This window comes from Geothrix sp. SG200 (genome assembly GCF_022808935.1).
GTDB lineage: Bacteria > Acidobacteriota > Holophagae > Holophagales > Holophagaceae > Geothrix > Geothrix alkalitolerans.
The window spans coordinates 393,491-407,625 of the sequence record NZ_JAKZFR010000001.1; the positions used below are offsets into that span (position 1 = coordinate 393,491).

Annotated in this window: 12 protein-coding genes; 4 read left to right on the forward strand and 8 right to left on the reverse strand. The window is 69.4% G+C overall.

Going from position 1 to position 14,135, the window contains the following annotated elements; genetic code table 11:
- Nucleotides 1-17: 17 nt before the first annotated feature.
- The 3 genes from ML539_RS01790 (at nucleotide 18) to rsmI (ending at nucleotide 2,789) form a co-directional block, all read left to right on the forward strand.
- The gene (locus tag ML539_RS01790) at nucleotides 18-719 is read left to right on the forward strand and encodes a YdcF family protein (protein ID WP_243320099.1); all 702 of its coding nucleotides are present in this window, start codon (nucleotides 18-20) and stop codon (nucleotides 717-719) included.
- 112 nt (nucleotides 720-831) lie between these two features.
- Nucleotides 832-1,665: a hypothetical protein gene (locus tag ML539_RS01795; RefSeq protein WP_243320101.1), complete on the forward strand. Its 834-nt coding sequence runs from the start codon at nucleotides 832-834 to the stop codon at nucleotides 1,663-1,665.
- A gap of 275 nt (nucleotides 1,666-1,940) precedes the next feature.
- Nucleotides 1,941-2,789, forward strand: a complete 849-nt coding sequence (gene rsmI, locus ML539_RS01800; protein ID WP_243320104.1) for a 16S rRNA (cytidine(1402)-2'-O)-methyltransferase — start codon at nucleotides 1,941-1,943, stop codon at nucleotides 2,787-2,789.
- A 343-nt stretch (nucleotides 2,790-3,132) separates the two neighbouring features.
- On the opposite strand, the gene ML539_RS01805 is transcribed toward rsmI, so the two are convergent.
- Nucleotides 3,133-3,528, reverse strand: a complete 396-nt coding sequence (locus ML539_RS01805) for a SprT-like domain-containing protein (protein ID WP_243320107.1) — start codon at nucleotides 3,526-3,528, stop codon at nucleotides 3,133-3,135.
- A gap of 67 nt (nucleotides 3,529-3,595) precedes the next feature.
- On the opposite strand from ML539_RS01805, the gene ML539_RS01810 reads away from it, so the two are divergent.
- A complete protein-coding gene (locus ML539_RS01810; RefSeq protein ID WP_347710736.1) occupies nucleotides 3,596-4,126 on the forward strand; it encodes a flavin reductase family protein in 531 nt (176 codons plus the stop codon).
- A 12-nt stretch (nucleotides 4,127-4,138) separates the two neighbouring features.
- Here the strand turns inward: ML539_RS01810 and ML539_RS01815 are convergent, their stop codons facing one another.
- The 7 genes from ML539_RS01815 to ML539_RS01845 form a co-directional block, all read right to left on the reverse strand.
- Nucleotides 4,139-4,654 (reverse strand): YbhB/YbcL family Raf kinase inhibitor-like protein, encoded by a 516-nt coding sequence (locus ML539_RS01815; RefSeq protein WP_243320111.1) that lies wholly within the window; start codon nucleotides 4,652-4,654, stop codon nucleotides 4,139-4,141.
- Between the two features lie 5 nt (nucleotides 4,655-4,659).
- Nucleotides 4,660-5,763 (reverse strand): AmmeMemoRadiSam system radical SAM enzyme, encoded by a 1,104-nt coding sequence (gene amrS / locus ML539_RS01820; protein WP_243320113.1) that lies wholly within the window; start codon nucleotides 5,761-5,763, stop codon nucleotides 4,660-4,662.
- A gap of 4 nt (nucleotides 5,764-5,767) precedes the next feature.
- Nucleotides 5,768-6,349 carry an AmmeMemoRadiSam system protein A gene (gene amrA / locus ML539_RS01825; RefSeq protein ID WP_243320115.1) on the reverse strand — a complete coding sequence of 194 codons (582 nt, stop codon included), beginning with the start codon at nucleotides 6,347-6,349 and terminating at the stop codon, nucleotides 5,768-5,770.
- Nucleotides 6,324-7,160: an AmmeMemoRadiSam system protein B gene (gene amrB / locus ML539_RS01830; protein WP_243320117.1), complete on the reverse strand. Its 837-nt coding sequence runs from the start codon at nucleotides 7,158-7,160 to the stop codon at nucleotides 6,324-6,326. Before amrB ends, amrA begins: the two co-directional genes overlap by 26 nt.
- An 88-nt stretch (nucleotides 7,161-7,248) precedes the next feature.
- Nucleotides 7,249-8,616: an SMP-30/gluconolactonase/LRE family protein gene (locus ML539_RS01835; RefSeq protein ID WP_243320119.1), complete on the reverse strand. Its 1,368-nt coding sequence runs from the start codon at nucleotides 8,614-8,616 to the stop codon at nucleotides 7,249-7,251.
- Nucleotides 8,617-8,739: 123 nt separating this feature from the next.
- Nucleotides 8,740-10,719, reverse strand: coding sequence for an aspartate--tRNA ligase (gene aspS / locus ML539_RS01840; RefSeq protein WP_243320121.1), 1,980 nt, complete (start codon nucleotides 10,717-10,719; stop codon nucleotides 8,740-8,742).
- A gap of 283 nt (nucleotides 10,720-11,002) precedes the next feature.
- Nucleotides 11,003-14,101, reverse strand: coding sequence for a multidrug efflux RND transporter permease subunit (locus ML539_RS01845; protein WP_243320125.1), 3,099 nt, complete (start codon nucleotides 14,099-14,101; stop codon nucleotides 11,003-11,005).
- Nucleotides 14,102-14,135: the final 34 nt, after the last annotated feature.

Here is a 14,135-nt window from a genome sequence, read left to right on the forward strand (position 1 = left end):
GGATGGCATCCTGAAGCATGGCGCCGGACCGTCCCTACACCGCTCCGCCCCGGTCCACCTTCCTGCAGAAGCTGGGACCGGGGGGATTGGCGTCCTTCTTCCTGGCTTCGGGCTCAGCCGTGCTGCTGCTGGGCTTGCCGGTCTGGTGGCGGATGCGGCGCGTACTCCAGGGGGCGGGCGGCGACCCCGTGGAGCCCTCGGACCTCATCCTGGTGCTGGGCCGCCGCCTGGAGGGGGACCACCCCACGAGGACCTTTGAAGCGCGGCTGGCGCATGCCGCCGACCTCTGGCGGCGGGGCTTCGCCCAGCGGATCCTCGTGGCCGGCGGGCTGACGGGGCGCGCGCGGATCAGCGAGGCCGAAGCGGGCTGCGCGTGGCTGCGCGGCCAGGGAATCCTCAATGAGGCCCTCCGGACCGAGGACCAGAGCCAGCACACCCTCGAGAACCTGTTCCACGTGCGGGAGACCCTGCGTGCCGAGGGCTGGCGGACCCTCATCCTGGTCTCCGACCACCTGCACCTGGCCAGGGCGGGGGCCCTGGCGCGGGGCCTGGGCCTGGCGGTGCGCTGCAGCCCCGCGCCCAGCTGCCCCCCGACGCCGGGAAGCCTGGCCTGGTGGCGGAGGGCCGCCCTCGAAGCCTTCTTCCTGCACTGGTACCACACCGGCCTGGCCTACAGCCGCCTGATCCGCAGCGAACGACAGCTCAACCGGGTAACGTGATTATGGATGATCGACATGAATCGCGTGTAGATGCTTACAAGGTATCTTAAAAAAAAGATATATTCATGAGCATTTGGGCGTAGCCTCATGGGCCTCACTCAAGGAGGAGTCCATGGACACCCGGATCCTGCTCTGCCTTTCCCTCGGCGCCACGCTCGTGGGTGGCGAACCGCCGGTCCCGAGCTGGCCCAAGGTCCTGCGCATCGGCGTGGAGGACGTGAAGCCCGGCAAGGAGGCCGCCCACCAGAAGAACGAGTTCGCCTGGTCCAAGGTCCTCGCCCAGGCGAAGAGCCCTTACCACTTCCTGGGCCTGGTGCCGGTGGTCGGCGCGAACCAGGCCACGTGGGTGTGGTTCTATGATTCCCTGGCGGGCATGGAGGCGCAGCAGGCCTACATGGAGAAGCACCCGGCCCTCAAGGCCCAGGTCGAGGCGTTGGCCGTCAAGGATGCCGAGTACATCACGACCTACAGCAGCGCGGCCTACATGCTGCGTGGGGACCTCAGCCGGGAGATCGGGAACATGGCGCCCCGCTACTACTGGACCTCCACGATCCAGGTGAAGCCGGGCCACGACGCCGAGTTCGCGGCTGGCGCGAAGAAATACGCCGAGCTCTGCGAGAAGGCTGGCCTGAAGCCCCGGTGGGCCGTGTACCAGGCCGTGGCTGGGGCCGCCAATCCCACGTATCTCTGGGTGGTGCCGCTGCACAGCCTGGCCGATGCGGATGCGACCATGGCCGATGACGAGAAGATGGCCAAATCCGCTGGTCCCGAGGAACTCAAAGGCCTTTCGAAGCTCGTCGCCGACTGCTTCCTGCGGGAGGACGCCCAGCTGCTGGCCGTGGATCCGAAGATGAGCTATCCGGATGCCGGGGACATTGCCGCGGACCCCGAGTTCTGGAAAGCCTGGACGGCCAAGCCCGCTCCGAAGGCGGCGGCTGCAAAGTAGGCCTCGGAAACAGGACCGGAGGGGCGTTGCGGATGCGGCGCCCTCCGCCTGCCCTGCCAGAATGAAGCCATGGCCGGCCACCTCATTCTCGTCCCCACGCCCATCGGCAACCGGGGGCCTCTCTCCGCGAAGCCAAGCGAAAGCGCCGGCTGAGTGGGAGGACGCGACTTCCGCCTGACGCCCCCTGCCCCGCAGGGCGCTCCCGCTCGCCCTGCGGGCTTTCGGAGGCGGAGCCTTTGTCGCGTCCGATCGAGGGCTGCCAGACTGGATGGATCATGACCGGTCATCTCATCCTCGTCCCCACGCCCATCGGCAACCTCGGCGACCTCACGGACCGCGCGAAGGAGGCCCTGGCGGAGGCCGACCTGGTGGCCTGCGAGGACACCCGCCGCACCGGCGGCCTGCTGAAGCATCTGGGGATCGAGAAACCCCTGCTGCGCTTCGACGACCACGCCGGCGCCGCGGCCTACGAGCGCATCGGCCTGGAGCTGGCCTCGGGCCGAACCGTGGCCTACTGCAGCGACGCGGGCATGCCCGGCATCAATGATCCCGGCTTCGAGATCGCCCGGGCGGCCCGGGCCGCGGGAGCCAAGGTCACGGTGCTGCCCGGCGCCTCGGCCGTGCTGCTGGCGGTGGTGGCCTCGGGCCTGCCCAGCCACGCCTTCAGCTTCTGGGGCTACCTGCCCAACCGCAGCGAGCCGCGCCGCGCCCTTCTGCGGAAGTTGGGTGCCGAGGAGGAGACGGTGGTGGTCTTCGAGACGCCCCATCGCATCCACGAGACCCTGTCCGATCTGGCGGAGCTGCTGCCGGACCGCGAGATGGCCCTGGGCCGCGAGCTGACCAAGCTGCACGAGAGCTGGTACCGCGGCACGCCGGACCAGGTGAAGGCCCAGCTGGGCCGGGAGGATCGCGGCGAGATGGTGCTGGTGCTGGCGGGCGCCGGGGCCAAGCGGATCGTCAACGAGGGGCAGGCGGCGTTCGACGGCACCCTGCCGGACTGGGCCAAGGCCTACCTTGCCGCCGCCCGCGAAGGCGGCATGACCCTTCGCGAAGCGGTGAAGCCCCTGGCCAAGCACCTGGGCGTGTCCGCCTCCGAGCTCTACCGCCTGGCGGCCGAGCTCTAGGGAAGACCTGATCTACTGGCGGGCCGGTCCCAGCCCTCACCCCGACTCGTGCCCGATTCCGTGGGTCGCGACCATGTGGGTCGCGAAGCAGGCTCCGGTGGAGCCTGCGGAGCGGGGCCCCACAGGGAGCGAGTTTGACCAGGTGGGTCGGAGAGCAGGCTCCAGGGGAGCCTGCGGAGCGGGGCCCCACAAGGAGCGAATCATGCTGAACTCGCGCGCTGGACTAATCGGGCTCCGAGCCGATGCCGTGGGTCGCGACCATGTGGGTCGCGGAGCAGGCTCCGGGGGAGCCTGCAGAGCGGGGCCCCACAAGGAGCGAATCATGCTGAACTCGCGCGCTGGGCTACTCGGGCTCTGAGCCGATGCCGTGGGTAATGCTCTGGTGCCCGAACACCTCCCAGGCCAGCTGGCGGAACCGCTCCGTGTGGCCCCAATCCTTTTCCCGGTCCATCCAGAGCTTGAAATGGATCAGCTCGTGCTCGAGGATGCGCCGCTGGATGTCGTCGGGCGTGTGGCAGTTCATCCCGCAGACCGGCTGGGGCCAGGGCCAGTCCCGGCGGCGGAGCAGGGGGATGCTGAGGCGGATCTCCGGATGCCACTTCCCCCGCGAATCCTTCTCGATCACGAAGAGCCCCGCGCAGCGGGCCATGCGGGGCGACCAGATGACGGGTGGCGGCGTAAGGTCCCAGCCCGCGCCGTCGAGGATGGCCTGGGCGCGGGCGCGGAGCGTGAGGTGCATGTCTCCATTGTGGGGCAGGTCCGGGTTTTCCGAAGGGCGTAGGCTTGGACGGCAGGAGGCGCCCATGATGAAGGCCCTTCCACTCTCAGATGTGTACACCCTTCTGGAGCCGGGGCCCGTGGTGCTGCTGGCCACCGCGCACCGAGGCCATGCCAACGTCATGGCCATGTCCTGGCACATGATGATGGAGTTCAATCCGCCCCTGGTGGGCTGCCTGGTCAGCGGCGCCAACCACAGCTTCGAGGCCCTGCGGAAGACGCGGCAGTGCGTGATCGCGATCCCCGCGGCCGGGCTGGCGAAGCAGGTGGTGAAGGTGGGCAACGCCTCGGGCCGCGACGTGGACAAGTTCGCGGCCTTCGGCCTCACGCGCCTGCCGGCGAAGAAGGTGGCCGCGCCGCTGGTGGCCGAGTGCTTCGCGAACCTGGAGTGCCGGGTCGCGGACACGCGCTTCGTGAACCGCTACAACCTCTTCGTGCTGGAGGTGGTGCAGGCCTGGATCGATCCCGCCCAGAAGAAGCCGAAGACCCTCCACCACCAGGGGCGCGGCGTCTTCGCGGTGGACGGGGAGACGATCCGGCTGAACTCCGGGAAGCCCTGAGAATCCGATCGCTCAGCGCCCGTAGGTGCCCATCCAGGTGCCTTCGGCCAGGACCTTGCCCTTCGCCGCTGCGTCCACCTGGGTTCGGCTGGCGCCGGCGGGGAGGCCTAGCGGCGCCGAGAGGGCCAGGAGGCGGAAGAAGTAGCGGTGGGGCTTCCCCGGCGGGGGCGAGGGGCCGTTCCAGCCCAGGCGGCCCCAGCTGTTCTTTCCCTGGTGCGCGCCGCCCGGAAGGGCGGCCGTGCGGGGATGATCCTCCGCCAAGGACCGGGCCGTGCCGGGCAGGTCGTAGAGGACCCAGTGGATCCAGGTGCCCACGGGGGCATCCGGGTCATCCACGATCAGGGCGAAGGCGACGGTGCCGGCGGGCGGTTCGCCCCACTGGAGGGCCGGCGAGCGATCAGCGCCATCCGCGGTGTGGGCGCGGGGGATCGTGCCCCCATTCGGGAAGGCGGACATCCGGAGTTCCATGCGGGCCTCCTTCGCCGGCGAGAAGGCCAGCAGGGCGGGGAGCAGCAGGACGGGGATCATGGGTCTCAGAAGTCCTGGATGGCGAGGGGGATGCGCCGGGGGCCGAAGGGTCGGGGATCGGCCTCGAAATGGCCCGGGATCAGGGTGCCGCAGTCCGGGCAGCGGCCGTCGGAGGCCAGTCGGTTCCGCTCGATGCGGTACCAATCCCGGACGATGAGGGGGGCCTGACAGCCGGAGCAGTGGGTCGTCCCCCCCGCGGCATCATGCACGTTGCCGGTGTAGACGTAGTGGAGGCCTGCGGCAAGGGCGATCTCCCGTGCCCGGGTGAGGGTGGAGGCGGGCGTTCGCGGCAGGTCCGTCATCTTGTAGTCCGGGTGGAAGGCGGTGAAGTGCAGGGGCATATCCGGGCCCAGCTCCCGGGCGATCCAGGTGGACAGCGCCGCGAGCTCTTCGCTGGAGTCGTTCTGGCCGGGGATGAGCAGGGTGGTGATCTCCATCCAGACCTCCGTCTCGTGATGGAGGTACAAGAGGGTGTCCAGTACCGGCTGGAGGTGGGCCACGGAGAGCCGGGCGTAGAAGCCCTCGGTGAAGGCCTTGAGGTCCACGTTGGCGGCATCCATCTTGGCGTAGAAGGCCCGGCGGGGCTCGGCATGCATGTGGCCCGCGGTGACCGCCACGGTGCGCAGGCCCCGCTCGTGGCAGGCGTCGGCCACGTCCATGGCGTACTCCGCGAAGATCACCGGGTCGTTGTAGGTGAAGGCCACGCTCCGGCACTCGGCCTCGGCGGCGGCCCGGGCGATGGCCTCGGGCGAGGCCTGGTCCGTCAGCCGGTCCATGTCCCGGGCTTTGCTGATGTCCCAGTTCTGGCAGAACTTGCACATGAGGTTGCAGCCCGCGGTGCCGAAGGACAGCACCCGCGAGCCCGGGAGGAAATGATTCAGAGGCTTCTTCTCGATGGGATCGACGCAGAAGCCCGACGACCGGCCGTAGGTGGTGAGGACCATGCCGCCGCCCAGGTTCTGCCGGACGAAGCAGGCGCCGCGCTGGCCTTCGGCCAGCTTGCAGTCGCGGGGGCAGAGGTCGCACTGGAGCCGTCCATCGTCCAGGCGATGCCACCAGCGAGCCGGGTGGGGGGCGGGGCGGGAGGTCGGATGGGAGGCGGGATCCATGGCGCTACCCCGGGCTGCCCACCTCGGCTTCCTCGTGGAAGCGCGTCACCGTGAACCGGGTGGTCCGGATTCCGTCATCCCAGAAGGCCATGGGCAGGCCGGCCTTCCGCTTCAGGTGGGCCAGGAAGTCCCCGGGTTCGGGCAGCTGGTCCCAGACCTGGGGCAGGAAGGCGCCCCGCAATCCCTGCCATTCCAGCACCAGGCCATCCTCACCCGGCCGCAGCAGGGTCAGCAGCTGAGCTTGGCTGTTGAAAGGGAGCGGCTCGAGGGCGGAGAGAAGGGATACCTCCACCTGGAGGTCGGTGAATTCGCTGCGGGCCAGGGGCGGGAAGCGGGGATCGTGGAAGGCCGCCTGCCGGGCATTCTCGGCCACATCCTCGCCCAGGGGCCGCCGGGGCTCCAGGGTGCCCATGCACCCCCGGAGCTGGCCCAGACGGTGGAGGGTGACGAAGGTGGCGGCGGGCTCCTCGAGCCAGGCGGCGGTCGGAACCGGCGGGGCCGCCATGCCCAGCTTTTCCGCGATGGCGCCGCGGGCGATCCGCAGCAGGATAGGACCCCAGTCAATGCTCGCGGGCGGATGGGTCATGGGCGCCCTCCTGGATGAACGCGAAGGCGGCATAGCCCACGACGTGGTCGCGGTCTCCGGCGGTGTCGCCGGAGTTGCGCAGGTCCATCAGATGAGGCGTCAACCGATGATTCCGGGCGGTCAGCAGCAGCCCGTTCACTGCCGTGGCGCCGCAGGCCTGGTCGTGGCTGGCCAGCAGGTTCAGGTCCGAAATGCTGGCGCAGGTGCGGCGATCCAGGGCCTGCGCCCGCTCGTAGGGCAGGTAGTGGGACAGGTCGGAGCTCACCACGATCAGGGTCTCCATCCCTCCCCAGACGGCCTCGATGGCCTCCGCCACGCGCTCCGCGGTGGCATGGCCAACGGCCAGGGGCACCAGCTGGAAGCTGCCCAGGGCCTGCTGGAGGAAGGGAAGCTGGACTTCGATGGAGTGCTCCCTGGCGTGGGCTGCGGGGCTTGTGGTCACCCCGGCCAGAGGCTGGAGGACCTCCGCGGCCGAGATATCCACGGGAATCCGCCCGAGGGGTGTGTCGAAAGCGGAAACGCCGGGCAGGGCGAGACCCACCACGGGCACATGATGGGCCGGGCCCAGCAGGACCACCCGCCGGATGATGCCCCGCAGGCGGTTCAGGGAGGCATAGGCGCTGGCGGCGATGGGCCCGGAGTAGACATAGCCCGCATGCGGGACGATCAGGGCCTTGGGGGGCCCCAGCCAGGGATTGGCCCCGGTGGCGTCCGCGAACATCGCCTGGATGGCCTGGCTCAGCTCGCTGCTCTCCCGCGGGTAGAAAATTCCGGCCACCGCGGCCGCACGGACATCCATCGTCGTGTCCATGCCGCAAAAATAACCCCTGGACCGGACCGGGCCAGGGGTTGCGGAGAGAATAGGGTGGAGACGAAGGTCGGCGCGGCGGGGAGCCCGCTCAGGGCGCGAGGAAGGTCGTGGCGACGCCGGCGGGGGTCACGGTCCTCAGCAGGTGGTTGGCCGTATCGGCCACCGCCAGGTTGCCCGCGGGGGTGACGGCGATGCCACAGGGCCGGAAGAAGAGGGCCGCGGTGCCGGTGCCGTCCGCGTTGCCGGCCGTGCCGCCCGTCCCGGCGGGGGTGCTGACCGTGCCATCGGTTCCGATGCGCCGGACGGCGTGGTTCTGGGTGTCGGCGACCCACAGGATCCCGGCGGCATCCAGCGCGATCCCCACGGGGGAATTGAACTTGGCGGCGGAGAGGCCGTTGCCGTCGGCGAAGCCGTAGGTGCTGGTCTGCCCGGCCAGCCGGGTCACGATGCCGCCCGGCGCGATGGCGCGGATGCAGGAATTGCCATAGTCCGCCACGTACAGGGTCCCGTTCGGTGCCAGGGCGATCCCGTTGGGCTGGTTGAACTGGGCGGCCGCGGCGGTCCCATCCACGAGTCCCGGCGCGCCGGCCTTGCCCGCGTAGGTGGAGACCGTTCCGTCCACGGCCAGGTAGCGGATGGTGTGGTTCTGGGTATCGGCGACGTAGGTTCCGCCGGCGGCGTCCACGGCCAGGCCGACGGGGGCATTGAAGCGGGCCTGGGCAGCCGGGCCGTCCGTGGTCCCGGGTTGTCCCGCGGCGCCGGCCAGGGTGGTCACGGTGCCATCGGGCGCGATCCGCCGGAGGGTGTGGTTGCCCGTGTCCGCCACCAGCAGGTTTCCGGCGGGATCGACGGCGAGGCCGCCCGGATGGCTGAACCGCGCGTCCGCGCCCAGGCCGTCGGCAGAACCGGCCAGCCCAGAGCTGCCCGCCAGGAGGGTCTTGTGGTTCGTGGCGTCCACCTTCCAGATGGTGTGGTCGTCCATGTCGCACACGAAGAGGTTGCCCGAGGCGTCGTAGGCCAGGCCCACCGGCGCAGGGAACATCACGGCGGCGGTCACGGTCAGCGTGGCGATGCCGCTGGTGACGGTGCCGTTGGGATTGGTGATGGTCACGGTGTAGTCGCCCGCATCCTCGACCCTGGGCTGGAAGAGGGTGAAGCTGGAGCTGATGGCCCCCAGGATGTTCTGGCCATCCTTGGCCCACTGGTAGGCCAGCGTGGCGGCTCCGGTGGCGGTGACCGAGAAGGTGACCGGGCGGCCGGTGACGGTGCTGGCGTTCACCGGGGCGGCGGTGATGGCCGGCGGGGTGCCCGGGGCGGAGGCATCGGCGGACTTGTGGCCGGAACATGCCGTCCCCAGTGCCAGGCCCATCGCCAGGAGGAGGACCGTCGATAGGGACAGGAGCCGGGCCCGCATCGAACCGGCGGCCCCGACCAGGCTAGGACATCCCTGGATCATCGAATCTCTCCGAAAAACTAGACCCCGTGGGCCGAAGCGTGATGGAAGGGTGGACCGGGTCTCGCCGAAAGGGAGGATCCCATGAATGGTGGCCGCTCGACCGGTAAGGTTCCACGGAGGGCCTCAGAACTCGAAGGTCGGGCCGCTGAGGGTCTGGGCGTCGAGGATCTGGCCCTGGGCGTCGAGGGTGACGAGGCCCTGGGCCTGGCGAGGCGTCATCTGGCTGATCTGCTGGAGGGCCTGGCCCCGCAGTTCGGGACTTCCGCCTTCGGCGCTCTCGAAGAAGACGGCCCCCACGCGGTAGGTCTGCTTCGCGTCCTGCATCAGGTGCAGCTCGCGAAGCTGGCGCTCGTCCACCGGGCTGGGGGCGTCCGTCATGAGGCAGCGGGCCTGGGCCGTCTTGGGGAAGGCGATGACCTCACGGATGTTGTCCACGCCCGCCAGCAGCATGACGAGCCGGTCCAGGCCCAGGGCCAGGCCGCCGTGGGGCGGGGCGCCGTAGCTGAGGGCGTCCAGGAGGAAGCCGAACTTCGCGCGGGCTTCCTCGGGGCCGATGCCGATGGCCCGGAACATTCGGCTCTGCGTCTCGGCATCGTGGATGCGGATGCTGCCGCCGCCCACCTCGAAGCCGTTGAGCACCAGGTCGTAGGCCACGGCGCGGCAGCGGGCGGGATCCCTCTCCAGCAGGTCCAGGTCCTCCGGGTGCGGGCTGGTGAAGGGATGGTGGCAGGCCACGAAGCGGCCCTCCCCGTCATCCTCGCCGCTCCATTCCAGCAGGGGAAAGTCCACGACCCAGAGGAAGTCGAACCGGGATTCGTCCAGCATCCCGAACTGGCGGGCGAGGCGGAGGCGCAGCTCGCCCAGCACGCGGCTGGTCTGGGCGTCGGGTCCCACGGCGAAGATGGCCAGGCCATCCCCGGTCGCGCCGAGACGCTGTCGTAGGGCGGCTTCATCCGCGGGTTCGAGGAACTTCTTGAAGCTGCTGGAGAGCCCGTCCTTGCCCCACTTGGCGTAGGGCAGGCCGCCGGCACCCAGCTGCTTGGCCGTTTCGCCCAGCTCGTCCAGCTGCTTGCGGCTGAGGGAACCCGCGGCCTCGCCGGGGAAGAAGAGGGCCCGCACCCGGCGGTGCCCCTGGCTCTCGGAGGCGGCGCGGAAGAGGTTGAAGCCGCTCTGGGCGAAGAGGCCGGTGACGTCCTGGATCTTGATGGCGCAGCGGAGGTCGGGCTTGTCGGATCCGTACCACTCCATGGCATCGCGGTAAGGAAGGTGGGGAAAGGGCGCGGTCACGTCCTTGCCGACCATCTTCGCCAGCTTGACCATGAGCGGCTCGATGACGCCTTGCACGTCCTCCTGGCGCGCGAAGCTCATCTCGATGTCGATCTGGGTGAACTCGGGTTGGCGGTCGGCGCGCAGGTCCTCGTCGCGGAAGCAGCGGCAGATCTGGACGTAGCGCTCGAAACCCGAGACCTGGAGCAGCTGCTTGAAGAGCTGGGGGCTCTGGGGCAGCGCGAAGAACTCCCCGGCATGGACGCGGCTGGGCACCAGGTAGTCCCGGGCGCCCTCGGGCGTGGACTTGGTGAGGATGGGCGTCTCGACCTCGATGAAGTCCAGCTCCCGGAAGTGGTTCCGGGTGAGGTTCGCCACCTCGCTGCGGAGCACCAGGTTGCGCTGGAGCTGCTCCCGGCGCAGGTCCAGGAAGCGGTAGGTGAGGCGCAGGTCCTCGCCCACCCCCTCGTCCTCCAGGGGGAAGGGCAGGGGGGCGGCGGTGTTGAGGATCCGCAGGCCCGTCAGGCGGATCTCGATGTCGCCGGTGGGCAAATTGGGGTTCTTGCTCTCCCGCTCAGCCACCACGCCTTCGACCGCCAGCACGAACTCGCTGCGCACGGCCTTGAGCCGGGCCAGCAGCTCCGGATCGGCGGTCTCCTCGTTGGCCACCAGCTGCACCAGGCCCCAGCGGTCCCGGAGGTCCAGGAACACGAGGGAGCCGAGGTTGCGCACGCGCCGGCACCAGCCGAGCAGGCGCACGGTCTGGCCCGCGTGGTCGAGGCGGAGGTCGCCGTTGCGGTGGGTGCGTTGGAAGTCGCCGAGCCGATCGAGTTTCATAGCCTTCCAGGATCGCATCCTGGGCCGGGTCGCTCAAGGCGGGGCGGAAAAGAAGGGGAATTAAGCGGAGGATGGCGGAGGGGCGGAGGAGTGCGGTGGGTGGCCGGGGGTTGGTGATCGTGAGGCTGGGCCAGAGCGTTCTTTTCGCTGCTGATTTCGCAGATTGCGGCGATAGGGCCATGGCACCCCCACGGAGCCCATGCTGAGCCGGGGCAGGTACGGTCTTTTCTCCGCTCTCCTCCGCCCCTCAGCCTTCCTCCGCTTATTCGATTCCTTTTCCTTTTCAGTTCCCCCCAGGCGCCACAGCGACCTTGGCTCGGTTGGCGGCGCGGTAGCGGGCCCACCGCAGCCGGGCGCGGTCCATGTAGAGGTAGATGACGGGGGTGGTGTAGAGGGTCAGGAGCTGGCTGAAGAGGAGGCCGCCCACGATGGCGATGCCCAGGGGGCGGCGCAGCTCGGAGCCGGTGCCCATGCCGATGGCCAGGGGCAGGCCGCCCAGCAGGGCCGCCATGGTGGTCATGGTGATGGGCCGGAACCGCAGCAGGCAGGCCTGGAAGATGGACTCCTCCGGGGTCTTGCCCTCCCGGCGCTCCACCTCGATGGCGAAGTCGATCATGAGGATGGCGTTCTTCTTCACGATGCCGATGAGCAGGATGATGCCGATGAAGGCGATGACGCTCAGCTCCGTGCGGAAGGCCAGCAGGGCCAGCAGGGCCCCCACGCCCGCGGAAGGCAGGGTGGAGAGGATGGTCAGCGGGTGGATGAGGCTTTCGTACAGGACGCCCAGCACGATGTAAACCACCAGCAGCGCCGCTGCCAGGAGCAGCGGCTGGTTCGCCAGGGAGGCCTTGAAGGCCTGGGCCGTGCCCATGAAGCTGCCGCGGATGGTGCCCGGGAGGCGGATCTCCTGCTGGGCCGCGTCGATGGCCGCCACCGCGTCGCCCAGGGCCACGCCGGGCGGCAGGTTGAAGGAGAGGGTCACCGAGGGCTGCTGGCCCTGGTGGTTCACGGAGAGGGCCGTGTTCCGCCGCTCCAGGCGGGTGAAGGCGCTGAGGGGCACCAGGTTCCCCGAGCTGGCGCGCACGTAGGTGTGGCGCAGGCCGTCGGGGGTCTGCATGAAAGGCGTGTCCACCTCCATGACCACGTGGTACTGGTTCAGGGTGGTGTAGATGGTGGAGACGAAGCGCTGGCCGAAGGCGTCGTAGAGGGTGCTGTCGATGGCCTGGGGCGTGATGCCCAGGCGGGAGGCGGTGGGACGGTCGATGACCAGCGTCGCCTCCAGGCCCTTGTTCTGGAGGTCCGTGTTGACATCGGCCAGCTGGGGCACGGTGCGGAGCTTCTGGAGCACCCGTGGCGCCCAGTCGAACAGCTCCCGGGCGTCATCGCCCTGGAGGGTGTACTGGTACTGGGAGCTGGAAGGCCGGCCGCCGATGCGGATGTCCTGGACGGGCTGCATGTAGAGCGTGCCGCCGGGCAGGTGGGCGGTCTTCCCCCGCAGGCGGGCGATGACCTGGTCGGCGGTCTCCTTCCGCTGATCGTTGGGCTTCAGCGAGCAGAACATGCGGCCCGTGTTGCCCCCGCCGATGAAGGCCGTGACGTTCTCCACGGCGGGATCCGCCTGGACGATGGCCACGTAGCCCGTCATCAGCTTCTCCATGCCCGCAAAGGAGATGTCCTGGGCGGCCTGGATGGAGCCGGTGAGGCGGCCCGTGTCCTGCTGGGGGAAGAAGCCCTTGGGGATGACCACGTAGAGCCCCACGGTGGCCAGCATGGTGCCCAGGGCCAGGCCCAGGGTGAAGCGCTGGTGCCGCAGCACCCAGGCCAGCGAGGTCTCGTAGTGGCGCATGACCCACTGGAAGGCCCGCTCCGTGGCCATGAACATGCGGCCGTGCCGCTCCTCGGCGTGGGGCCGCAGCAGGCGCGAGCACATCATGGGTGTGGTGGTGAGGGAGACCACCATGGACACCAGGATGGCCACGGAGAGAGTCACCGCGAACTCGCGGAAGAGCCGACCCACGATGCCGCCCATGAGCAGGATGGGAATGAACACGGCGATGAGGGAGATGCTGATGGAGACCACCGTGAAGCCGATCTCCTTGGCTCCGTAGAGGGCCGCCTCCATGGGCTGCATGCCGTCCTCGAGGTGGCGCGTGATGTTCTCCACCACCACGATGGCATCGTCCACCACGAAGCCCGTGGCCACGGTGAGCGCCATGAGCGACAGGTTGTCGATGGTGTAGCCGAGCATGTACATGGCGCCGAAGGTGCCGATGAGGGAGATGGGCACCGCCACGCTGGGGATGAGGGTGGACCGCACGCTGCGGAGGAAGACGAACACCACCAGGATCACCAGGCCGATGGAGATGCTCATGGCCAGCTGCACGTCCTTCACCGAGGCCCGGATGGTGCGGGTGGCGTCGATGAGCACCTTCAGCTCGATGGTGGGCGGCAGGGAGGCCTGGAGCTGGGGGAGGATGGCCCGCACGCGGTCCACGGTGTCGATGATGTTGGCGTCAGGCTGGCGGAAGATGGGAATGATGATGGCGGGGACGCCGTTGGAGAGGCCGCGGTTGCGGACGTTCTCCACGGAATCCGTGACCTGGGCCACGTCTGACAGGCGCACGGCGCTGCCGTTCCGGTACCTCACGATGAGGGGCTGGTAGTCCGCGGCCTTCATCAGCTGGTCCGTGGTGGACAGGGACCAGGTGGTGCTGGGGCTGGCGATGTCCCCCTTGGGCCGGTTGATGTTGGCGGCCGCGATCGCCAGGCGGACGTCCTCCAGGGCCATGCCCTGGGCGTTCAGCGCCGCGGGATTCACATCCACGCGCACGGCGGGCAGCGCGCCGCCCCACACGAAGACCTGGCCCACGCCCTGGACCTGGGACAGCTTCTGCTGGAGGACCGAGGAGGCCACGTCGTACATGCGCTCCCGGGGGATCAGGTTCGACGTCAGCGCCAGCATGAGGATGGGCGAATCGGCCGGGTTCACCTTCCGGTACCAGGGATTGTTCGGCAGGTTCGAGGGCAGGTCGCCCCGCGCCGCGTTGATGGCCGCCTGCACGTCCCGGCCCGCCGCGTCGATGTTGCGGCTCAGGTCGAACTGGAGGGTGATGTTCGTGGACCCCAGTGAGCTGGCGGAAGTCATCTCCGTGATGCCCGCGATGCGGCCGAACTGGCGCTCCAGGGGCGTCGCCACGGAGGAAGCCATGGTCTCGGGGCTCGCGCCGGGCAGGCCTGCCGAAACCTGGATGGTGGGGAACTCCACCTGGGGGAGGGGCGAGACCGGCAGGAACTGGTAGGCGATGGCGCCCAACAGGGCGAGGGCCACCGTCAGCAGCGTGGTGGCGACGGGCCGGTGGATGAAGGGCGTGGAGATGCTCACAGGCGTGCGGGCAGGGGCTCCAGGCGTTCCGCCT